19 protein-coding genes and 1 pseudogene are annotated in these 21,149 nt (G+C 38.9%); 8 read left to right on the top strand and 12 right to left on the bottom strand.

The window, feature by feature from the left end:
• A pseudogene (locus tag IQ244_RS20885) lies at positions 1–224 on the top strand (IS630 family transposase); the annotation flags it as partial.
• A 228-nt stretch (positions 225–452) separates the two neighbouring features.
• Here IQ244_RS20885 and IQ244_RS20880 read toward each other — a convergent pair.
• The gene (locus tag IQ244_RS20880; protein WP_193897613.1) at positions 453–767 is read right to left on the bottom strand and encodes a TIGR03792 family protein; all 315 of its coding nucleotides are present in this window, start codon (positions 765–767) and stop codon (positions 453–455) included.
• A gap of 128 nt (positions 768–895) precedes the next feature.
• On the opposite strand from IQ244_RS20880, the gene IQ244_RS20875 reads away from it, so the two are divergent.
• Positions 896–1,219 (top strand): phasin family protein, encoded by a 324-nt coding sequence (locus tag IQ244_RS20875; protein WP_193897611.1) that lies wholly within the window; start codon positions 896–898, stop codon positions 1,217–1,219.
• Between the two features lie 79 nt (positions 1,220–1,298).
• On the top strand, positions 1,299–1,820 hold the full coding sequence (locus IQ244_RS20870) for an FKBP-type peptidyl-prolyl cis-trans isomerase (protein ID WP_193897609.1): 522 nt from the start codon (positions 1,299–1,301) through the stop codon (positions 1,818–1,820).
• 46 nt (positions 1,821–1,866) lie between these two features.
• Here IQ244_RS20870 and IQ244_RS20865 read toward each other — a convergent pair whose 3' ends face one another.
• From IQ244_RS20865 to IQ244_RS20820, 10 genes are all read right to left on the bottom strand, one after another.
• Positions 1,867–3,777 (bottom strand): replicative DNA helicase, encoded by a 1,911-nt coding sequence (locus tag IQ244_RS20865; RefSeq protein ID WP_193897607.1) that lies wholly within the window; start codon positions 3,775–3,777, stop codon positions 1,867–1,869.
• Positions 3,778–3,952: 175 nt separating this feature from the next.
• Complete coding sequence (rplI, locus tag IQ244_RS20860) at positions 3,953–4,411, bottom strand: 50S ribosomal protein L9 (protein ID WP_193897605.1); 459 nt, start codon at positions 4,409–4,411, stop codon at positions 3,953–3,955.
• Positions 4,412–4,611: 200 nt separating this feature from the next.
• Positions 4,612–5,538 carry an Npun_R2821/Npun_R2822 family protein gene (locus tag IQ244_RS20855; protein WP_193897603.1) on the bottom strand — a complete coding sequence of 309 codons (927 nt, stop codon included), beginning with the start codon at positions 5,536–5,538 and terminating at the stop codon, positions 4,612–4,614.
• A 1-nt stretch (position 5,539) separates the two neighbouring features.
• A complete protein-coding gene (locus tag IQ244_RS20850; RefSeq protein WP_193897601.1) occupies positions 5,540–6,550 on the bottom strand; it encodes an Npun_R2821/Npun_R2822 family protein in 1,011 nt (336 codons plus the stop codon).
• A gap of 5 nt (positions 6,551–6,555) precedes the next feature.
• The gene (locus tag IQ244_RS20845; RefSeq protein WP_193897599.1) at positions 6,556–7,521 is read right to left on the bottom strand and encodes a glycosyltransferase family 10 domain-containing protein; all 966 of its coding nucleotides are present in this window, start codon (positions 7,519–7,521) and stop codon (positions 6,556–6,558) included.
• Positions 7,522–7,541: 20 nt separating this feature from the next.
• Positions 7,542–8,753 (bottom strand): glycosyltransferase family 4 protein, encoded by a 1,212-nt coding sequence (locus IQ244_RS20840; RefSeq protein ID WP_193897597.1) that lies wholly within the window; start codon positions 8,751–8,753, stop codon positions 7,542–7,544.
• Positions 8,754–8,758: 5 nt separating this feature from the next.
• Complete coding sequence (locus tag IQ244_RS20835; RefSeq protein WP_193897595.1) at positions 8,759–10,999, bottom strand: ATP-binding cassette domain-containing protein; 2,241 nt, start codon at positions 10,997–10,999, stop codon at positions 8,759–8,761.
• Between the two features lie 154 nt (positions 11,000–11,153).
• Positions 11,154–12,320 carry a glycosyltransferase family 4 protein gene (locus IQ244_RS20830; protein ID WP_193897593.1) on the bottom strand — a complete coding sequence of 389 codons (1,167 nt, stop codon included), beginning with the start codon at positions 12,318–12,320 and terminating at the stop codon, positions 11,154–11,156.
• Positions 12,321–12,346: 26 nt separating this feature from the next.
• Positions 12,347–13,186, bottom strand: a complete 840-nt coding sequence (locus IQ244_RS20825) for a glycosyltransferase (protein WP_193897591.1) — start codon at positions 13,184–13,186, stop codon at positions 12,347–12,349.
• A 348-nt stretch (positions 13,187–13,534) separates the two neighbouring features.
• Positions 13,535–13,762, bottom strand: coding sequence for a hypothetical protein (locus IQ244_RS20820; protein WP_193897589.1), 228 nt, complete (start codon positions 13,760–13,762; stop codon positions 13,535–13,537).
• A gap of 368 nt (positions 13,763–14,130) precedes the next feature.
• Here IQ244_RS20820 and gloB point away from each other — a divergent pair, with 368 nt between their 5' ends.
• The 5 genes from gloB (at position 14,131) to IQ244_RS20795 (ending at position 18,760) form a co-directional block, all read left to right on the top strand.
• On the top strand, positions 14,131–14,904 hold the full coding sequence (gloB, locus tag IQ244_RS20815; protein WP_193897587.1) for a hydroxyacylglutathione hydrolase: 774 nt from the start codon (positions 14,131–14,133) through the stop codon (positions 14,902–14,904).
• A gap of 52 nt (positions 14,905–14,956) precedes the next feature.
• Positions 14,957–16,054 carry a DUF2817 domain-containing protein gene (locus IQ244_RS20810; protein ID WP_193897585.1) on the top strand — a complete coding sequence of 366 codons (1,098 nt, stop codon included), beginning with the start codon at positions 14,957–14,959 and terminating at the stop codon, positions 16,052–16,054.
• Between the two features lie 118 nt (positions 16,055–16,172).
• Positions 16,173–16,598, top strand: coding sequence for a VOC family protein (locus tag IQ244_RS20805; RefSeq protein ID WP_193897583.1), 426 nt, complete (start codon positions 16,173–16,175; stop codon positions 16,596–16,598).
• A 68-nt stretch (positions 16,599–16,666) separates the two neighbouring features.
• Positions 16,667–17,284 carry a Coq4 family protein gene (locus tag IQ244_RS20800; protein ID WP_193897581.1) on the top strand — a complete coding sequence of 206 codons (618 nt, stop codon included), beginning with the start codon at positions 16,667–16,669 and terminating at the stop codon, positions 17,282–17,284.
• 99 nt (positions 17,285–17,383) lie between these two features.
• Positions 17,384–18,760, top strand: a complete 1,377-nt coding sequence (locus IQ244_RS20795) for a cytochrome P450 (RefSeq protein ID WP_193897579.1) — start codon at positions 17,384–17,386, stop codon at positions 18,758–18,760.
• Between the two features lie 211 nt (positions 18,761–18,971).
• Here IQ244_RS20795 and IQ244_RS20790 read toward each other — a convergent pair whose 3' ends face one another.
• Positions 18,972–20,786 (bottom strand): ATP-binding protein, encoded by a 1,815-nt coding sequence (locus IQ244_RS20790; RefSeq protein WP_322746090.1) that lies wholly within the window; start codon positions 20,784–20,786, stop codon positions 18,972–18,974.
• Between the last annotated feature and the right edge of the window lie 363 nt (positions 20,787–21,149).

Raw genomic sequence — 21,149 nt, 5'->3', positions numbered from 1 at the left:
ACATAGTTTTGTTATTTCAACCTCCACATACACCTCAAGTTAATCCAATAGAAAGATTGTGGGAAGAAGTTAAAAGGCATCTAACTTGGGAAAGCTTCTCAAGTTTAGATGAATTAAGAGAATTTATTTGGAAGCGATTGGAACAATTAAACACATCAGTTGTTGCTTCTATCACAGGTTGGGATTTTATTCTTGATGCTTTATTTGTATCAGGCTTTTCGTGAATTGGTATAACCCTTGAGTAAGAGCTTTTCAAGACAATTACTATCACAAAAGTTAAGTGTAAATTCATATACAGATACATGGTTTTTGGTTTAGTAAAATAGCAAAAAAGTATTAATAGATTCAATTAGACATATTATTTCTAAATAACTTGATCAAATACTACGTTAGTTAGAGGTATTGTGAATTTTGTTATTGATTAAATAATCAGTCTCATTCAAAAATAAATCTTAAGTATGAGGATATTTTCGTACTTGATATTCTGCTGACTCTATCAACTGATAGATATCGCCTAATGCCTGGTTGAATTTACTATCAATCGCTACTAAATCTGCTTCAGAAATAGCTTTCCACTGTTCTTGTGTTTCCCAGCGAATAATGAAAGTTACTTCGGAAGGTTTATGTGAGTTAATCCAGACTTCTTTACTGAGAAATCCTGGATACTTTGCCAATGCTGCTGTCCAAATTTCTGCATCCTGCTGAATAAAACTTTCTCGCAGATTTGGGTCAATGTGAAATTTAAGCAGTTCTATCACCACACTCATTCATTCCCTGTGTTTACTAATTTGCCAAAATAGAGGTGTAGGCTAGAATAACAACGCTTCCAGCATAGCTTGATTGCATACACTCAAGAGCAAGGAGGCTAGTTTGAAATAAATAACAGGAAGGACGTATGGACAGCAACAACTGGTTGCAACAGCTAATGATGGTAGGAATTGGAACAACGTCTTTGGTAGCAGAAAAGTTGCGGGAAGTTAGTGATGAATTAGTCAAAGACGGGAAACTGAATCCTGAACAAGCGAAGGCCGTAATGGATGATATTGTACAGCAGTTAAAGTCGGAGCAAGGCACTTGGGATGCTCAAATGCAACGACAAATGCGGAATATGATGCAGGATTTAGGGGTGGCGCGTCAGTCTGAGGTGGATGAACTACGGGGAAGAATTGACCGTTTAGAACGTCAAGTACGTGATTTAGAAAATAAGCTTTGGCGTTAAATCTGTCATTTGTGATTTAAACTAAATGTGTTCTGTTGGTATTGCTTTTTCCAAACGACCTCAGTAGGGAGGACTAATTTTGAAAGCAATTTTACTCAGCGTGGGTTTCATGCTGGTTTGCGTTGTAGTTTTAGTGTTAGGGCAATTAGGCAATAAACAAGATACTGCCATTGCTGCTAATTTAACCCCAGCGCAATCATCGCCCACTACCATTACAAACAACGATACTTTGATAGCGAACAACACTATGTCTGATGCCAATGTTGTAACTACTCCCTCTGGACTAAAATACGTTGAAATCAAAGAGGGAACTGGGGTAACTCCTAAGTCTGGCCAAACAGTTGTAGTTCACTACACTGGCACTTTAGAAGATGGTACTAAGTTTGATAGTTCCCGCGATCGCGATCGTCCTTTTAGCTTTACTATCGGCGTTGGACAAGTGATCAAAGGTTGGGACGAAGGACTTAGCACAATGAAAGTTGGCGGTCAGCGCGAGTTGATTATCCCCGCAGAGTTAGGCTATGGTTCCCGTGGCGCAGGTGGCGTAATTCCCCCTAACGCTACCCTGCTGTTTGATGTGGAATTGTTGGAAGTTAAATAAAGTATGAAGTGTGAAGTATGAAGTATGAAATTTTATGCTTCACACTTTAATAATTCGGTCGGGCTAGATTTTTAAACTTCGTATACTGCGGGTCGAATAAAAGTTTGACTGTACCTGTAGGGCCGTTGCGGTGTTTTGCTACTATAACTTCAGCGATGCCGCGATCGGGGGTATCTGGTGAATAATATTCATCGCGGTATAACATAATAACCAAATCCGCGTCTTGCTCGATAGAATTGTGAACAATAATATTATTTGCTACAAAGTTGTGCAAACCAGGAACAGTTAGGTCAAATACTTCTTCCTCCCCACTTAATTCAATCGAAACTATTTCATCCCAATAAACATCGCTATTAACCAGGGACAAAAGTTCACTTGATTGAACAAGCTTGGCAACTTTTAATGCTCTTTCTCTACTTAAATTTGCTTTGTAAAGCGAAGTGCCACTACAGGCTGTAACCTCAGCATAAGTCATGCTTGGTTTAGCAGAAGTGGGGATATGTCTTGGTAAACATAGATGTTCTTTAGGACTTAATTCATCAAGTCTTTTCCAACCATTAATAGTTAAAAACTTGTGATTTGCTGTGGCACGAATTTTTCGCCCTAATCGAGTTTTAAGGGCAAATACAGGCTTGATTCCTGTAGAGAAGGCATGGCTAACAATTGCCCTTTCTAATTGCATTGTGGATTCATTCAATGCCCAAACAGCAAAACCAGATTTACCAACTAATTCTTTAATTGGTACTTGTAATCCACTATCTGCCAATGTAACTAAACTATCACCTGTTAAACAGCCTGATTCTCTCAAATCAGATAACATCGGGCGCTTGTTGGTACGTGCTTCTACACCGCGGCTTAACTGAGATAAAGCAATGACAGGTACAGATAATTCACGGGCTAAACCTTTGAGACTGCGCGTAATCCGAGATAATTCTTGTACGCGGTTATCGCCTGCGCCTTCCATTAATTGCAAGTAATCTATGACAATCAACCCTAAGTCTGCGCCTTGTTCGGCTTGCAGTCGCCTAGCTTGCGATCGCATTTCGTTGACTGTCATATTTGGCGTATCATCAATATAAATTGGCATTTCGGAAAGCATACCAATTGCCCGACTTAAGGGTTCCCACTGGGTTTGGCTGATACGTCCACTCCGCAAATAACCCGATTCAATTCCCGCTTCACTGGCTAATAGTCGCTGTACTAGCTGTTCTTTGGACATTTCTAAGCTAAAAACCGCGACTGGTAATTTATAACCAGCAGCAATATTATGAGCTAGGTTCAAGCAAAATGCTGTTTTCCCCATTGACGGCCTGCCAGCGACGATAATTAAATCAGAACGCTGAAAACCGCTGGTCATGGCATCTAAATCATAAAAGCCGCAAGGAATCCCCGGTAAAGCAATACCTTGATGGCGTGTTTCAATATCTTGAAAAGTATTGACTAAAGTATCAGAAATATGCACCAAACCTGATTGGGGGCGTTCTTGGGTGACACCAAAAACTTTCTGTTCTGCTTTGTCTAAAACTAGTGGTAATTCGGTTTCTGTTTCGTAACCTAAATGTACAATTTCGTTGCCAGCTTTAATTAACTGTCGCCGCAGGTATTTTTCCATAACTAAGCCTGCTAAAGCGTCGATATTTACCGCTGACACGGTACGGTCTACGAGGGTGGCTAACTTATTTCTACCGCCAATCCGGGCGAGTAAATCATTATCTGTTAACCAACTGGTAATTGAAAGTAAATCAGTTGGTTTACCTTGGGCATGGAGGCGCAAGGCGGCTTGATAGATTTCTTTATGGGCGCTAATGTAAAATGCTTCAGCAACTAAGCGATCGCTAACTCGACCAATCGCTTCTGGATCTAGTAAAATTCCCCCCAAAATTGCTTCTTCTGCTTCAATATTTTGGGGTGGTAGGCGATTGCTACCATCGCCTTGAAAACTTAATTCTTCCGCCATAATGCGATTTTGGATGAGTAATGAGGATGTCTCTATTACCCTTATAGTCCAAAATCTGCGAGAGAACACGGTTGTGGTTCGGTGATTACCGACAACTTGCTGAAGAAATTAGCAACCACAGATTTAACACTGATAAAACATCTGTGTATATCTGTGGCAAAACATCAACAAGTTTTTAGCTGGCAACAACTTCAACGTCAATTTGCGCTGTTACGTCTGAGAACAACTTAATTTCTGCTTTGTAAGTACCCAGCTTGCCAATATCGGGGATGGTAATACCACGACGGTCAACTTCTTGGCTGGTAGCTGCTTGAATTGCATCTGCAACATCTTGGCTGGTAACAGTACCGAAGATGGCTTCGTTTTCACCAACTTGCTTGGCAATTTTTAAGCTGCCAACTTTTTCTAAAGCGGCTTTTTGTTCTAGGGCTTGTTGTTTGAGTTCTAATTGCCGTTGACGCTCTTGTTCACGACGGCGTTCTACTTGCTTGAGAATACCAGGAGTAGCACGGGTTGCCAAACTCTTGGGAACGAGGTAATTTCGAGCATAGCCAGGAGCTACTTCTACTAAGTCGCCTAATTTGCCTAACTTGCTGACATCTTGAGTCAAAACTAACTGTACGCGTTTCGCCATTTTTTTCTGTTTTTCCTGTAGAATCTCAATAACTTGGGTTGCAGCAGGATAGCCTACATGAGTGTAACTGTATCCCAAGCAGCTTTGTCTATACCCTAAAGCTTACAGATCCTAGCGAAAGGCGGGGGGCGATCGCAACTGTTTAGTCAAAAGTCAATGGTCAATGGTTATTTGTTAAGTCTGTAGCTTTGTTTCCCAGTTTAATTAAAGATTTTGCGAACTTGTTTTTTGACTGTCTTAAATGTTGTTTCCCATTGACTCTGTTTTGGCGGGGCGGGAATCGCAGCTGGTGGGATTGCTGGATTCAAATTGCGGTAATGTTCCCAAATTTCCCAATAAGGACAGCCTGGTTGAATGTGAATTCCAGCCCAGTGGAGGAATTGCAGAGGTTGATTAACTGTTGGGTCAATGAGAATATGACCCTGTTGCTGGAACTGGGGGCTACCTGCCCAATTTCCTGGGGCTTTTCCTGGGCGACGGACAATGTTAAAGCGTCGCGGAATTCGTTTCAGCAGGAGATAGTTGAGAATTGGTTGATCAGAAACTTTTTCGCTAAAGTCAAAATATTCTGGATGGGCGGCACACTCAGCAAAGGTGTCGTATAAATCTTGTTCAGAAAAAATGTTTTTCTTGGAACCCCAAAAACCACTATTAAAAATATCTTTGGTTTCCGCTTGGGTAAATACTTTTGCTTCGACAACATGGGGACTAAAAACATTTTTTATCCCACCCAAATGTTGATAATCACAACAAATAAAGTCGTATTCTGCTAAATAATTAAAGTTATTACTGAGTTTTTCAAAAACTACAACATCGGTATCAATGTACAAAAATTCATCAAAGGGGCCAAACCAACAAGCTGGTTTGCGGAGTTTATTGGGACTGGCAAAAAATTGTCCGCCAAAAATGTCAAATAATTTTTGAGAAATGTGATTAATTAACTCTAAATCTTCATATAGCTGCACGCCATAATGTTGGTTAAGTAGTGCAGCTATATTGTGATAGTTTTCATCATAGGGAATCATGACAATCGGGATATCCGGGTCTGATAGGCGGATACTATTCAACAGAGCGATCGCATGATCTGTAACTTTATCATTGGCAAAAATATAAATTCCCTGACTCATCTTATTTTCCTCCTACTGCCAAACCTAATTTTTTGAGAATTCGTTTACCTAAACTCGGAGGTGCATTATAAGCTTTGGGTTTAGTTGTAAATTTTGGTTGATTTTCTGGTTCTTTTAAGTAACGATAGTGTAAGAAAATATCTCTGTAAGGAAAATCAATATTTTCTCCTGCACAAAGACGATTAAAGAGTTTAGAAGACAAACCGATATAATGCAAAAATGTTAATTTATTGCCTTTATCGTAAAGAACATTATTCTGATTAACAAAATGAGGCGAGTTAGCACAACAACCAGTTAATTGTTCTTCTGGCAAGTTGAGGGAAAAGTTGTAATAAGATACATTACTCTTCATTCGCATATAATTCAGTACAGATTGGTTAGGAGCGCCCATATACAAAATTTCTGAGTCGCCATTATTCAATTGTGTGAGTAACCATTCTCTTTGTTCGGGGGGAAAGATACCACGCTTAGAAGCATAAAAACCAGAACAGAAAATTTCTGATTCAATACGTTCTTGACTAAATACTTCGGACAACTTTGGCGATGAAACTTTAAAGATATGGCCAGGATCTTTATATTGAAAGTCGTAGGCGACAAAATCATATTCATCTAACTTGTCAAATACAAAATCTAATGGCTGCATCACTAATGTATCAGCATCCAAATAGATGAATTTTTCAAAATAACTCCCTGGATCAAAGGCACAGTAACGGCGATTTTCACCAACTCGATAAAATTTCTGAATGCCTTTAGCTTGCCAAGTTTCAATCGCTGTTGGGTGAGATTGCCAAACGCGATGAGAGAATTCTTCCCAACGGGCGAAAATTTCTGGATCTTCTAAAAGCGTGACATTTTTTCGGGATGCAACTTCGGCTCGGACTAAATCTATCTGATCGTTATAAGCAATCACGCATACCGGCACATCGCCAGCATTAACTTCGATGCTATTGAGTAAGGCTACAAGTTGGTTGTAGACATAATCATTAGCCAAAGTATAGATGCCATTTGTCATAAATTTTATCCATTATTTTTCACAAAATTTGCCAGCCAATTCAGCAGATTTAATTTGTGCAGAATGATTTGACGAGCTTCTGCGATCGCATCTTTGGCTGCATACCAAGCATCAGGAGTAGCAGTGACTTCTTGAATGTAAGCGATGCCTTTTTCATCCAAGCTGGGCAATCTTAAAAAACTCCCAGGTGGTAATAATTTATCCGCAGCCGGGCCGCCATAGTATATTGGCAAACACCACGCTAGTAGAGCATCCCAAAGTTTTTCACTTACATACCAATTATTATCTGCATAGTTTTCAATTGCCAGATTGTAATAATACGGAGCCATACCATACCATTTATTACCAAGCTCACCTTGGGATTTTGCTGATATAGGTAAGTCACGCCCATACAAATCAAATTTGATATCGCTGGACTGCATCGATTCCAAAAAACTTAACCGTTGGCGATGATTGGCTGTACGATTAATCCCCGAAGTAATCCAACTACAGGGAGAAATTTTTTCTGGTGGTGGCATTTCATTTAAATCTTTAAATGAGTTGCTGTGATACCAAATAGCTGGCATATATTCAGGAATTGGTGCAAAGTCATCGGGGCCAGAAACATAGCCACAATATTGTTGTGCTGTTTGATAAATTTTTTTATGTTTTCCTACTACCTCATCTAAGGGTGGTTCTCGCATGAGGTAAATTATTTTTTCTTTGCTAACTCCCCGGAGTAAAGAGTTAATATCTACTTCTGGCGATCGCTGTTTTTTTTGCAACCGACTTAACCAGTTTTGTTTGGGCTTTTTGAGTATCTGCGGAAAGTCAAACTGATACATTAATAAAAACTCAGGCTTGTTTGCTAATGCCTGAAGTTGAATGTTTTGCCAAACTCCAAAAGGATGAGGTGTTTGTTGCCACAGCCAATCGCCTTGAGTTTTTAAGGCTTTATAGCTGCTAATCATACCGACGGTTGTGATTTGCATTTGGTTTACTTGGTTTGAGATTAAGCTACAAGTTGAGGACGATAAGATTCATCAACATAACTGAGAATTTTGGCAGCGCGATTTTCCCAAGAAAATTGTTTGACAAATTCGATGGTATCTGGGTAGCCATCAATTTTTTTTGGATGAGTTTCTAAAACTTGTTGGAGGGCGGTGGCAAATTTCCCAGGTTTATCTGGTTCACACCAAGCTGCGATCGCTACAGTATTTTGAAAATCTATTAATGAGGGAATTTCTGTCGCTACAATGGGGGTTCCTGATGCTAAATAGTCAAATAGTTTTAAGGGAGAAGTAAAAGTAGCAGCTTGTCCAGAACAATGAGGGTGAGCCAAAATATCCGCAGCTTGTAACAAAGGTGCGAGTTCATTTTGCAAAACAAAACCTAAAAAACTAATATTATTAACTTGTTTTGCTTGGGCTATTTGCTGATAATGTTCGACTTCTGTTTGTTTACCACCAGCACAGGCAAATTGCACATAGGGCATTTGTTTGGCGACATCAATTAAGATATCAATCCCTTTAAATTGCTGTAAGGCTCCGGCATAAACTACTAATTGCGATCGCTGATTTTGCAAAAGTTTTTCTCGCCATACAGATGCTTTTTCTGGTTGTCTCTCCATGAATAAGCGATTGAAACCATTGTGGAGTTTAATCACTTTTTCTGCTGGCATTCCATGTTGAATCATGCTTTCTCGGACTGTATCTGTAACTGTGACAGCAAGTTGAAACAACGGATGATTGACGATTTCTGGTTCAAATTGCTTATCTTCATGGTGGTGATGCTCATAAATGGCTGGGATACCATTTTTAATTGCCGCTTTGATAAAGTTCCAATTCCACGCATGGACAATTTTGGTAGTTGCTCGAATATGAAAGGGAAAATAATACTTTGTCGCGATGGTTTTAGAATTAGTAAATTTATTTTTAAAATAATCGATAGGCCAAGGCATTGGCAGCCTCGCCACTTGTAGTTTATCTTGCAGATTGTAATATTTAATCACCCTTTCTGGAGGTTTTTCTGGTTGAAAAGGCTGCAATAAATTAATTGGATTGATTGCGGGCCAACCCCTCTGAGGATAAATCAAAACTGTAGGACAACCTAAGTTTGCGGCTCCATTGGCGGCATTAGCCGCTTGTACATAATATGCTTCTGGTTTGGGTAATTCTTCGGTGAGGAAAAAGTGATAGTTTTTTCGTAAACTATGGTTTTGCATAAATATTAGATTTTATCTTCAAATTTTTCTAGTTTATCGAGCAGGTCAATGGCAGAGTTATAAGCATTTGTAATAAATTGATGTTGTTCTTCAGGAGTGTAGATTGCATCATCGGCAAGAGATTGTAAATTATTCAAAATAATATTTAAACAGTCACGAAACTCGGAAAACATCAAGTTAAAGTGTTGATATTGATTATTTAGGCTTTGATTTGCTGCTGTAGAAGAGAGAAATCTTTCTTGAATTTGGAGTTTCCAAATGTCTTGAAAAATATCAATTGTGGTGATAATTCGCAAAGCAGATTTATAAGATTCTTCGATGAATTCTTGCTGTTCTTGGGAATTATCGATTAAATCATCTATAAGTAAACCTAAAACCCCAATCATTGAGTTGAGACGGGTGCGAATTTCGTGGGAAATGCGGGTTAAACTTTGATGTTGTTGAGTACTATCGTCTGGACGATCGCCAAATTGCATCGTATACAGACGAGAATAGTAACCACCTTTTTGTAACAGTTCTGTATGGGTTCCGACTTCTACCACTCGTCCTTGATCGAGGACGGCGATTTGATCGGCTTTTTGGACTGTGGAAAGACGGTGGGCGATAACTAAGGTGGTGCGATCGCGACTTAAATCATCCAATGCTTCTTGGACTAAACGTTCGGAAACCGTATCTAAGGCGCTGGTGGCTTCATCTAAAATCAGAATTTCGGGATTTTGCAGCAAGGCGCGGGCGATGGCTAATCTTTGTCTTTGTCCGCCTGATAACATTACGCCGCGATCGCCAATTAAGGTTTCAAATCCTTGGGGTAATTTGCTGATAAACTCGTAGGCATTCGCCCGCTTGGCGGCACTGATGATTTCATCTTCTGTCGCTTCTGGTCGTCCGTAGGCGATGTTATTTTTAACGGAATTATTAAAGAGAAAGGTGTCTTGGCTAACAATTCCCATTCTCTTGCGTACAGATGTAATATCAAATTTCCGCAAATCTGTACCATCTAAGTTAATACTGCCAGCGATCGGGTCATAAAATCGCGGTAAAAGGTCAGCAACAGTTGATTTCCCCGCGCCAGAACCCCCCACTAACGCCAAAGTCGTACCACGGGGTAAAAACAAATCCACATCTCTGAGAACTAACTTTTCATGACCAGGGTAAGCAAAGGAAATGCAATTAAAATGCACTCCTTCTTTTAACTGGGTATAGATAACTTCACCTTTGGGCATGAAAGGCTTATTCTCTAACTTTAAAAAGTCAGTGACTGCTTCGACACTGGCGCTAGTGCTGGCAAAACTGCTTCGCAGGCCATTTAACTGGGAGATTAATGGTAGCAGTCGCAACAAAATTAATAAATATGTGAGTAATACTGCCGAAAGAGAAGCAATTTGATTAGCAAAGAAAGTTTTACTTAAAAATACAATTAAAATTAAGGCGCTAATTCCCATAACCTCACTCAAAGGTGCGATTACTTCTGAATTAGCCTGAGATTGAAAATCTGCTTTTTCCCGTTCCCGAATTAATGCTTGAATTCTGTGATATTCTGTGGCTTCATTACCTGTTGATTTAACTAACCGAATGCCATTGAGAGTCTCCAACATGGAGATAGAATAAGCTTTCGACATTTCAGTTAGCTGTTTACCAAATTTTTTGGCACGGGCAATGGCATACTGATTGACTAAAGTTACTAAAGATAGCAAAGCTGTAGATGCCAGTGTTAACTGCCAAGAAATTGATAGCAATAAAACAATAAAGACTAAAATTGTAATTACTAAAATAGCTAATTTAAATGTATTGCCAATCGCTGTAGCAGAGCGCCCTATTTCGCCTCCAAGACGGTTGATTAAATCACCAACTTTCATCTTGGCGTAATAATCTATGTCAATTTCTAGTAATAGTTTTAATCCAGCTTCGCGCATATCTGACATCAACATACGCGTCAAAGAATTAGATACTAATGAGCTTGTATAGGTAGCTAAATTCTTTAAAATAATTACCAATATAATTACCCCAGCCATAACTAATATGCGGTAATTATCTGGGACACCATCAAAGGGAGTCATAATTTTTTTCAGAATTGCTGGAGCTTTAGTTAAATCAACATCTTGCCCCACAATTTTTAAAATAACTGGCACAATTAAAGCTGTACTGACACCATTAAATAAGGCTCCAGAGAATCCCAAGACTATAGTCAGCAGAATTAAACCTGGATAGGGTTTGGCAAATCTTACTAGTAGCTGCTTGGTAGACATCGCGGATTTATCAAATTTTATATATTCTCAATACAAGATTATTCATCAATTAATTACCAAACCAGCTAATCCTCAAATAAATATTTTAAAATTGGCTTTTTGTAATAACAAATTATGATGAGACGGGCATTAGCCTATCATTTAAAATTCCTGCTTACAACCGCGCAATTACTGACTTGAGCGTGGCTGCCATCGCCTCAATGCTATATTTTTCCACACATCTTTCTCTTGATTTTCTGCCGCGTTCATTGGCAGCATCTAAATCTTGAAAAATTAGTTGAATTTGCTCGGCTATTTGGTCAGGAGAACCAGGGTCAACTAAATAACCTGTGTCGCCTAAAATTTCGGGAATATCGCCAACTCTTGTGGATAATACAGGTTTAGCCATTGACATCCCATCTGTTAGCTTCAGCGGGAATTGCGCCCGTGTTTCGGGAGTGTCTCGCTGGGGAACCACCACAACATGAGCCGCTGCAACCACATCAGGCATCACATCTGCGGGATAACTTGGCAATTTTATCATCCAGCGTCCCCATTTTTGCCGGAGTTCTTCATCATAATTGTCGTAGGGACTGCCACCAACAATTACTAGTTTTAAGTCTGGTTGATTCAGTTTATCTAAAGCAATTAAAACATCTTCTAGCCCTTTATAAGGTCTAGGTGCGCCAGGAAACATTAAGATGCGATATTCAGATAAACCATAGCGATTTCTACTTTCTTCGGGCTGATATTTAGCTGGATCAAATAAAGCAGTATCTTTGCCGTTAGGTATAGAAATTCCCCCAAATCGCTTTTGTAAAAAGCTAGTATGTGTTGTTATCGCGTCAGCCCGCTTTATCCAATTTTCCATCCATTTAACATATAAAGGATGGTGGGGTATTCTTAAAACTCCATCTTTTTTAAAGATGTCTTTAGCTAACTGTTTGAGTGATGGTTTATAGTGCCAAGCATCGCCACCATACCAGCTAAGTTCCCAATCATCAATGTCTACAATTACTGGCTTTTTACTGGATAATTTCTTGATTAGGGCTACCCCAAAGCTGGCGGGTTGTGGCTTAATTGCATAAATAATATCGCCATCAATTAATTTTAAAATTTTGTTGATAGATTTGAAAAAACCGGGATAATTGCCACCTTCAACAGTTTTTAATTTTGCTTCTGGCGGAATCGCTCTATATAATTCTTTATCAAATAAAAAGCCGATAATTTCTACTTCACAGCCTAATTGATGTAAAGCTTTTTCTAAAAGCGAAGCTCGAATGAAACCATCATTAGTTGATAAGTTCCAAACGAGTAGGGAAATTTTGAGTTTCTTTTGCATTATTAATGATTTTCCTTGAAGATAAATTATTTTTGCCGCCAGGGATTTGTAACTTGATCTGGCAAAAATAACTGAGCGAGTTTATCAAATATTTTCGTGTACAAGGAACGAGTAATATTTTTAGCGTACTGAGGTCGATAGGGATAGGTGCAATGTAATACTTTAATTTCTTGATCAATTTTGTAAGCATCTTTCCACTTACTCAAAAAATTATAAGTTGGTGGTAAGACTTTCATTTTAGGTTTAACTGTGGCGATCGCAGTAGCAAAAGCTCCTTGATCTCGTAATAATAATTTATCTTGATGTTCAGTGATAATGTCAAAATATCTTTGAAATTCACTAAACAATTTCTTGGTTTCCTCTGTTTTCCGAAAGGCAATTAAGCCGCTATTATATTGAATATCATTTTCCTGAAGCTGTAAGCCCGAAGATTGAAGTATTGGCAAAACTTTCTCTAAGTTATCTTGTTGACTACCGCGCAGTAAATTGGTAGCTTTTGAGATATCTGGCTGAACATCTTCAGTTAATAGCAAATCAAATTCATCTAAGGAATCAAATACATCATTTATATCCGTTAGAAGGCAGATATCTGAATCTAAAAAAATCGTTCGATCAAATTCAGAAGCTGCATATAAAGATACTTTTGCTAACCGCGATGACATTACTGGATTTTCATGTTTTGGTGCTGGCTTAAGGATTACATTTTTAAATGCTTTTAAAAAAGGATATAAAATTGGCGGAACCTGATCAATTAAAACAATGATTGGTTCATGATGAAATTTGCGAATTGCGGCTAAAAAATGAATGCAGTCTTGAAAAGAGTATAATCCAGTTAATATGGTAATAAATCCTCTACTTTCTTTCATAAAACTAATTATTAATTAATTAATTAATTGTATAGAATTGGCTAAAATTACTACTCGGCTTTTTTTGGTGATAAACAGCCTTGAATATTGGTTAAAACTTACTCAATATTGTCAAGCTAAACTTTTATTTACATTTTTGAATATCTATAAAATGCTGCTTTGACATGAATTATAGAGATTACGCCAGATACATGTGTTGGCGATATTTTTAAAGGTGTAGAGATTCTAGTTGTTTTGAGCAAACATAGGTGCGCTTGTGAATGATGAATCTTGCTATCTAGAACATCATAATACACAAGGTAGGAATAAGCGATGCTATTGATGATGAATTGAATAGTAAATCATACCTTACCAGCCGATTAATTTTAACTGCCCTGTTTGGATTTGATCTAGGATACGGTTAACCTGGCGACGGACTCTATCGCTGATCTGACCATCAGCAAATACTTGAGAAAGCAGTAACGCATGGTCTTGACGGCTCAGCTTTCCTGATGAAATAATTTTGTCTACTATTTTTTTTATGGCAAGTTCTGATTGACTATCAATACTAATGTAGATAGACGGGCGATCGCTCATTATTTCTCCTGAAGAATGCAAAAAATTCTGGCAATATTTGCTTACTGAAGTATAGGTAAATGCACCCCAGATTACGATTAATGTTGGTAGCTAATAGCAAATATTTACACCATTTGATAACAGTCTTTTTAGCTATTTTTAGAACTAAAAAGAACACAATAAATCTAACTTCGGATTTATATATACTCCCAGAGGATTTTTACTGATAAAAATAACTGTTTTGGATGAGTTTTTATGTTGCTTTCAGTATTAACACGGTTGTAGATTAACATGCTTAATGCAGTTTACCCGCTAGAATAAATAAAACCAAAAGTTTACGGTATCTCAAAAATACCAAGAATTTATTAATGTAAGGGAGTTAAGAGGAAATGCGGGTACTCCGTCTTGAGGCGCTCTCAGATAACTACATATTCTTACTACACAATACGCAACAAAATATTGCCGCCGTTGTCGATCCAGCAGAAGCAGAACCAGTGTTCAGCAAACTAGCAGAACTCAATGCGGAATTAGTCGCGATTTTCAACACTCACCATCATCATGATCATGTAGGTGGCAATCAACAGTTAATCCAACGCTTCCCGAAGCTGACAGTGTATGGTGGGGCTGAAGATAAAGGGAGAATTCCTGGACAGCAGGTATTTCTACAACAAGGCGATCGCATTTCTTTTGGCGATCGCCCGGCTGAGGTCATCTTCGTTCCTGGACATACCCGCGCCCATATTGCTTACTACTTCCCCCCCCACACAGCAGACGAAGCGGGAGAATTATTTTGTGGCGATACTTTATTCGCTGGTGGTTGTGGTCGCTTATTTGAAGGTACACCTACACAAATGGTGTCATCTTTAGAAAAACTTCGTTCTCTTCCAGATAATACCCGTGTCTGGTGCGCCCACGAATATACCTTAAAAAATTTACAATTTGCCCTCACCGTAGATGGTGAGAATACTGACTTACAACAGCGCTATGCAGAAGTAAAAACTTTTCGCACTCAAGGGAAAGCTACCGTTCCTTCTTTGCTAGGAGTGGAAAAACGGACAAATCCCTTTTTGCGTTGGGAACAACCATCCCTACAACTAGCCGCCAACAGCCATGATGAAGTGCAAACATTCGCCCGGATTCGGGGAATGAAAGATAAGTTTTAGTCAATGGTCATTAGTTATTCTTCCTTGTCCCCCTTCCCCGCCCCTATTCCCCATGTCATACGCTTCTGGCTTCAGTCCAAACTACGCTGCTGCACGATACCGTTTCTGTGCAGCAGCACAAGCATTGGGTTGCCAATTAGAAACATATTCCATTGACCAAACAGGCCCCGATGAGGAGGACTTAACTATTGATGTGGCGATATTGGGAAACTCCCAACCTGAGCAAATTTTAGTTGTTTCTAGTGGCTTGCATGGGGTTGAGGGTTTTTTTGGTTCTGCTGTTCAATGTGCTTTGTTAGAAGAACGTTTGATTGGTTGGAGTCCCAGCCCAAGAACGGCTTTGGTGCTGTTACACGCTTTAAATCCTTATGGTTTTGCTTGGGGACGGCGTGGGAATGAGGAAAATATCGACCTTAACCGTAATTTCCTGCTACCCAATGAGGAATATACAGGTAGTCCTGAAAAATACGGTGACTTGGATGCCTTCTTTAACCCTACTTCACCACCATCGCCTTTTGAACCGTTTTTTATGAAAGCGATCGCTACTATTTTCCGTCACGGCATCACTTCTTTAATCAATACCTTACCGGTAGGACAATACGACTTTCCTCAAGGGCTATTTTTCGGTGGACACAGACCATCGAAAACACATCAAATTTTAGCGGCTAATCTTCCCCGCTGGATTAGCAATGCGAAAAACGTTCTGCATATTGATTTACACACTGGTTTGGGTCAAAAAGCAACTTATAAACTGTTTATTGATGACCCCCCAGATTCTGTATCAACTCAGTGGTTAATTGAAAAGTTTGGTGCTGATGTTGTGGAACCTTATCAACCAGATGGGAAGATGTATAAAATTCGTGGGAGTTTAGGAACTTGGTGTCGGGCGATGTTTCCCCAGTGTAATTACAAGTTTCTCACGGCGGAGTTTGGTACTTACCCAGTTATCCAAGTAGTAGAAGCCTTACGGGCAGAAAATCGCGCCCATTTCCATTCCCCCCCAGCACACTCATCGAGAAAATGGACGCGCCAACGACTGGAAGAAGTATTTACACCCGCAGATATTACTTGGCGGAATACGGTGGTGTGTAAAGGTCTTGATTTAGTAGAAAAAGCGATCGAGGTTTGCTTTCCTACAGAAGTGATTTAAAATTCAGCTTACCTTTGCGTTGAAAAATGTTTCAGGTTCACGCAGAGTTGCAGAAGCACAGAGAGAATTGATGAGTTAGTCCCAAAGTTATATTTTTGATGCGTTCAGGAAAGCACTAATGGCAGATATTGGCTTTACTCATATTGCGCTGGGAGTCACCAACATCAATAAAAGCATCGCTTTTTATGAGAAGTATGCTGGAATGAAAGTGGTGCATCGCCGTACTGATGAAACTAATCAATTTGAAGTTGCTTGGATTAGTGATTTAACTCGACCATTTGTGATTGTGCTACTGCAATTAGATCAAGCACAATGTAAACCTTCATCTGGGTTCCATCTTGGCATAGCCTGTCAAAGCCGTGAAGAAGTAGATAGTCTCTGTGATGAGGCGAAATTAGAAGGATTATTGCAAGAAGGCCCCCATGATTGGGGTTCACCTGTTGGTTACTGGGCTTTTATCCGCGACCCTGATGGTTATCAACTTGAGGTAGCCTATGGTCAGGAGATTAATTTTACCATCGCCCAAGCACAACAACAAAAGTAAGGATTGGCGATCGCTATTATAACTACTGGGAGTTAACAGCGATCGCATCACTCAAACCTTAGTTTCCTATGCTCAAAAAAATAGAACAAATTAAAACTATTTTTGCCTACAAAAACTCCAGTAATTTAGGCAATTTTGCTATTCTCAAGGCTGATTTTTTTAGTGCAAAAATTAATGCAGAGTTAGCTAATAAATTACAACCAGTAGTGGGCTATTATCCCCTAATTAATCTAGAGCAATTAAGTCAATATCCTTTAGGAACTTTTGGCAAAGAATATGCTGATCACATGCAGGCAAATCATCTTAACCCACTCAATATTAGCCCTGAACTAGATGATGTTGCTAAACGGAATGTATTTGCTTTGCGTTACGTTGTTACCCACGATATTTTTCATGTCTTATTAGGATTTGATACTACCTACGCTGGAGAGATTGGTGTATTAGCCTTCGGGGCTGCTCAAAACTATAGTAATTCTCTGAAAATTAGCTTATGGTTAGCTAAAATCCTCTATCCAATTTTTGCCCCACAACAAATCAAAGAAATTTTTGCTAACTTAAAAAAAGGAAAAGAATTAGGAGAAACAGCAGATGTTCTTCTAGGCTATCGCTTTGAAGAACATTGGTTAGATCCCATTGATCAATTGAAGCAAAACTTAGGATTACTAGCAAAATCAACAACTAACTAACCTAGTTATGAAAATTAAATTATGAGAAAACTCTGCGTAACTTTGCGTTTACCTCTCTACGTCTCTGCGTTTCTAACTCTCTTAGTAGGAGTATAACTAATGATTACTCTCCAAAAAAACTCCCAAACCAGTAATAATCTACCACCTCAAGTAACAGAACCTAGGTGGTTTCAGACAGCGCGAGCAATCATACAACCAATCGAAAACCTAGATTGGCATCAAAAAAAATATGGCGATATTTTTATTTCCAGATTTACTGGGCTTCCCACACAAGTAATTATCAGTCATCCGCAAGCAATTCAAGAGCTTTTCACTGCTGATGCTAAGTTGTTTGAATCAGGTTCAGGAAACAAAGTTATTCAACCTTTGGTAGGCACAAATTCATTAATATTACTTGATGGCGATCGCCACTTACAACAGCGTAAACTTTTAATGCCGCCCTTTCATGGGGAACGCATGAAAGCCTATGGTAACTTGATTTGTGAAATTGCTCATCAAGTTACTAGTCAGTGGCGAGTTGGCGAATTATTTATCGCTCGTCCTAGTATGCAGGAAATTTCCCTGAAGGTGATTTTAAGCGCTGTTTTTGGACTCAAAGAAGGAGAACGTTACCAAAAAATTCAGCAAATCTTAGTTGAGATGTTGGATACTTTTAATGCGCCTTTGAGTGTTATTTTCTTATTTTTCCAGTCATTGCAACGAGATTTAGGTGCTTGGAGTCCTTGGGGTAAATTTGTCCGGCGTAGACAGCAGCTTGATAAGCTAATTTATCAAGAAATTCGGGAACGTCGCCATCAACCTGAATCCCCAGCAGAAGATATTATGAGTTTGTTATTGTCTGCGCGGGATGAAAATGGTCAACCGATGAGCGATGAGGAGTTACGCGATGAGTTGATGACTATGCTGTTTGCTGGCCATGAAACTACTGCGATCGCGTTAGCTTGGGCTTTATACTGGATTCATTATCAACCAGAAGTCCGCGAAAAATTACGGCAAGAACTTAATTCTGTTGATATTTCAAGTGCAGACCCGACAACAATTGCTCAACTTCCATATCTCAATGCTGTCTGCTCAGAAACACTACGAATTTATCCAATTACTTTCTTTAGTTTGCCGCGAATTTTACAAGCTCCTATGCAATTGATGGGTTACGATTTACCCAAAGATATGACAATATCTGCTTGTATTTATTTAACTCACCATCGCCCAGATATTTATCCAGAACCTCAGCGTTTTCGACCAGAACGTTTTCTGGAACGCCAGGTTTCTCCTTACGAATTTTTGCCTTTTGGTGGTGGAAATCATCGTTGTTTGGGTATGGCGTTTGCTTTATTCGAGATGAAATTAGTTCTGGCAACTATCCTCTCACATTACTCACTAGAGTTGTTAGAAAAAGCTCCTCTCAAACCTGTCCGGCGTGGCATAGTATTTGCTCCTGCTGGCGGTGTGCGTTTGATGGTGAAGGATAAGTTTTAAAGTCAGAATTCAGAAGTATAATCACCATTGAAAATAGGCAAAAGTTGAATATAGCGTTTCCAACTCTGGTGTGGTAGAAAATTACCCCTCCCCGACCTTCCCTTTAGCAAGGGGAGGGTGCGCGACAGCGCGGGTGGGGTGTATTTCATCTGCCTGAGAATTGCTAGAAATGATAATTTTTACTTTTGCCTTTTAACTTTTTATTCTTATTTTATTCTCCTAGCATAGGGATATTAATTAAAAACTCAGTTCCTGCGCCTGGTGTGGAAACAAAATTTAATTCCCCACGGTGTTTTTTGACAATAATTTGATAGCTAATAGATAACCCCATCCCTGTACCTTTACCTACAGGTTTAGTAGTAAAGAACGGGTCAAAGATGCGATCGCGGATTTTTTCGTTGATTCCTGGCCCGTTGTCAGTAATACTAATAGTGATGCGATCGTCTGTTTGCAAGTAGGTGCGAATCTGAATTTGCGGATTGGAAATGGCGGCTTCTTCTAGAGCATCAATGGCATTTGTTAACAGGTTCATAAATACCTGATTCATTTGTCCAGGGTTACACATCACCTGGGGTAAATCGCCATACTCTTTAATCACTTCAATTTCTGAAGATTCAGTTTGAGCTTTCAGGCGATTTTGCAATAGTAACAACGCATTATCAATACCTTCGTGAATATTCGCCAATTTCAAGCCTTCTTCGTCAACCCGCGAGAAATTGCGTAAAGATAAGACAATCTGGCGAATCCGCTCGGCTCCAGTATTCATCGAATCTAGAACTTTAGGCAAATCTTGGCGAATGAAATCTAAATCAATAGCATAAATTTGCTGCTGCATTTCTGGCGTTGGCGGGAAAAAGTGCTGCTGATAAAGTTCAATTAAATGTAATAAATCTTGTACATAATCGTTGGCATATTTCACATTGCCATAAATGAAATTTACAGGGTTGTTGATTTCGTGAGCAATACCTGCTACCAACTGTCCCAAACTGGACATTTTTTCTGATTGAATCAGTTGAGCCTGGGTTTGTTGCAATTGTCGCAACGCCTCTTCTAGCTGCTGAGTTTTCGCACGAAACTTGGCTTCTGATTTTCTTAAAGCTTTTTCTGTGCGCTGTCGTCGTAATTCTTCTTGTTTGCGAACTGTAATATCGTGGCAAATACCAATAAAGTAGATAATAGTACCACTGGCATCTTTGATAGCTGATAAGTAGCAACTATGCCATTGCCAATTACCATTTTTGTGTTGAATCCGATATTCAATTGCGTCTTGCTGTTGACCTGTGGTTAAAACTTTGGTGAAATAATCGGTACAAGCTGATAAATGTTCTGGGTGTACAAAACCAACAAAAGGCTGACCTTCAACTTCTGCTACCTCATGACCTAAAATTTCCCGCCAATTAGGAGATACAGAAGTAAACAAACCATCAGGGGTAATCGCAAAAATAATATTTCTGGCATTTTCGACAATAGTCCGAAAGCTATCACCACACTCAATAAAAGCTGCTTGCACTGTTTGAGTGATATCACGCACCAGCACAATAATTTCTTGTGATTCTAATGGTAAGAATCGGACTTCAAAATGCGCTTTCCCTTCAACTAAATTTAAACTATATGCAAAACTAACTACAGATTGAGTTTGCAGAACTTGATTGATTGCTTGATGAAACCGGATGACAATAGATGTTGGTAAACACTCTAGTAATTGCTTACCGGGAACTATGCTTGATGAGTTAATTAAATTATATGTTTTGCTTGATTGATGTTCTAAGATAATACCTTGGGGATCAATCCGAAAGTATATATCTGCAAGCATGGGCAAAATTGCTTGGATTGGGGAAGCTTTTGGAACTGAGTTTGCTGCTGTTGTTATCTGGTGAGCAATTTTGGTTTCTAGTTCATGGTTAGCACTAGCAACTGCTATAGTTGTTAACTTGCGATCGCTTGTATTTTTTGTACTGCGCTTCTGCACTATTTTTGCGCTTTCATCAATTTTATTATTTAAGTTTTGCACCCTTTCAGAGAACACTTTTACCTGCCTACTTCTACGGAGAAGAATATTATCTAAAATCTGAAAAATTATTCTTAAATTCTAAAAACTATTTATTTGCAATCCTGCAACATAACCTAAAAAATAAATAGCTGCTATTGTGATTTTATTACTATCGCTTTAGTCAGGCATCTATCTTAAGAGTAGGTCATCTCACTGGGTAAATAACATTTTGTGTAAATAAAAATGTAACATAACTCTGAGGTAGCAAAATCAATTATGATTAAATTTTTAAAGATTAATGTTGAACTTTGTGTAAATTAAAATATATTTAAATACTACAAAATTGGTATTGTTCTAGTGTGGATTTTGACTTTATTAAGTTATTTGAATTTTTCTACT

The organism is Nostoc sp. LEGE 06077, from assembly GCF_015207705.1.
Lineage (GTDB): Bacteria > Cyanobacteriota > Cyanobacteriia > Cyanobacteriales > Nostocaceae > Nostoc_B.
Note: the sequence above shows the minus strand (reverse complement) of the source record. Positions and strands in the feature narration are given on the sequence as shown.

Bases quoted from the DNA above. Each gene is read 5' to 3' on its own strand.
- IQ244_RS20880 (WP_193897613.1), bottom strand. From the start codon at position 767: ATGAGTGTGGTGATAGAACTGCTTAAATTTCACATTGACCCAAATCTG.
- IQ244_RS20875 (WP_193897611.1), top strand. From the start codon at position 896: ATGGACAGCAACAACTGGTTGCAACAGCTAATGATGGTAGGAATTGGA.
- IQ244_RS20865 (WP_193897607.1), bottom strand. From the start codon at position 3,777: ATGGCGGAAGAATTAAGTTTTCAAGGCGATGGTAGCAATCGCCTACCA.
- rplI (WP_193897605.1), bottom strand. From the start codon at position 4,411: ATGGCGAAACGCGTACAGTTAGTTTTGACTCAAGATGTCAGCAAGTTA.
- IQ244_RS20855 (WP_193897603.1), bottom strand. From the start codon at position 5,538: ATGAGTCAGGGAATTTATATTTTTGCCAATGATAAAGTTACAGATCAT.
- IQ244_RS20850 (WP_193897601.1), bottom strand. From the start codon at position 6,550: ATGACAAATGGCATCTATACTTTGGCTAATGATTATGTCTACAACCAA.
- IQ244_RS20845 (WP_193897599.1), bottom strand. From the start codon at position 7,521: ATGCAAATCACAACCGTCGGTATGATTAGCAGCTATAAAGCCTTAAAA.
- IQ244_RS20840 (WP_193897597.1), bottom strand. From the start codon at position 8,753: ATGCAAAACCATAGTTTACGAAAAAACTATCACTTTTTCCTCACCGAA.
- IQ244_RS20835 (WP_193897595.1), bottom strand. From the start codon at position 10,999: ATGTCTACCAAGCAGCTACTAGTAAGATTTGCCAAACCCTATCCAGGT.
- IQ244_RS20830 (WP_193897593.1), bottom strand. From the start codon at position 12,320: ATGCAAAAGAAACTCAAAATTTCCCTACTCGTTTGGAACTTATCAACT.
- IQ244_RS20825 (WP_193897591.1), bottom strand. From the start codon at position 13,186: ATGAAAGAAAGTAGAGGATTTATTACCATATTAACTGGATTATACTCT.
- IQ244_RS20820 (WP_193897589.1), bottom strand. From the start codon at position 13,762: ATGAGCGATCGCCCGTCTATCTACATTAGTATTGATAGTCAATCAGAA.
- gloB (WP_193897587.1), top strand. From the start codon at position 14,131: ATGCGGGTACTCCGTCTTGAGGCGCTCTCAGATAACTACATATTCTTA.
- IQ244_RS20810 (WP_193897585.1), top strand. From the start codon at position 14,957: ATGTCATACGCTTCTGGCTTCAGTCCAAACTACGCTGCTGCACGATAC.
- IQ244_RS20805 (WP_193897583.1), top strand. From the start codon at position 16,173: ATGGCAGATATTGGCTTTACTCATATTGCGCTGGGAGTCACCAACATC.
- IQ244_RS20800 (WP_193897581.1), top strand. From the start codon at position 16,667: ATGCTCAAAAAAATAGAACAAATTAAAACTATTTTTGCCTACAAAAAC.
- IQ244_RS20795 (WP_193897579.1), top strand. From the start codon at position 17,384: ATGATTACTCTCCAAAAAAACTCCCAAACCAGTAATAATCTACCACCT.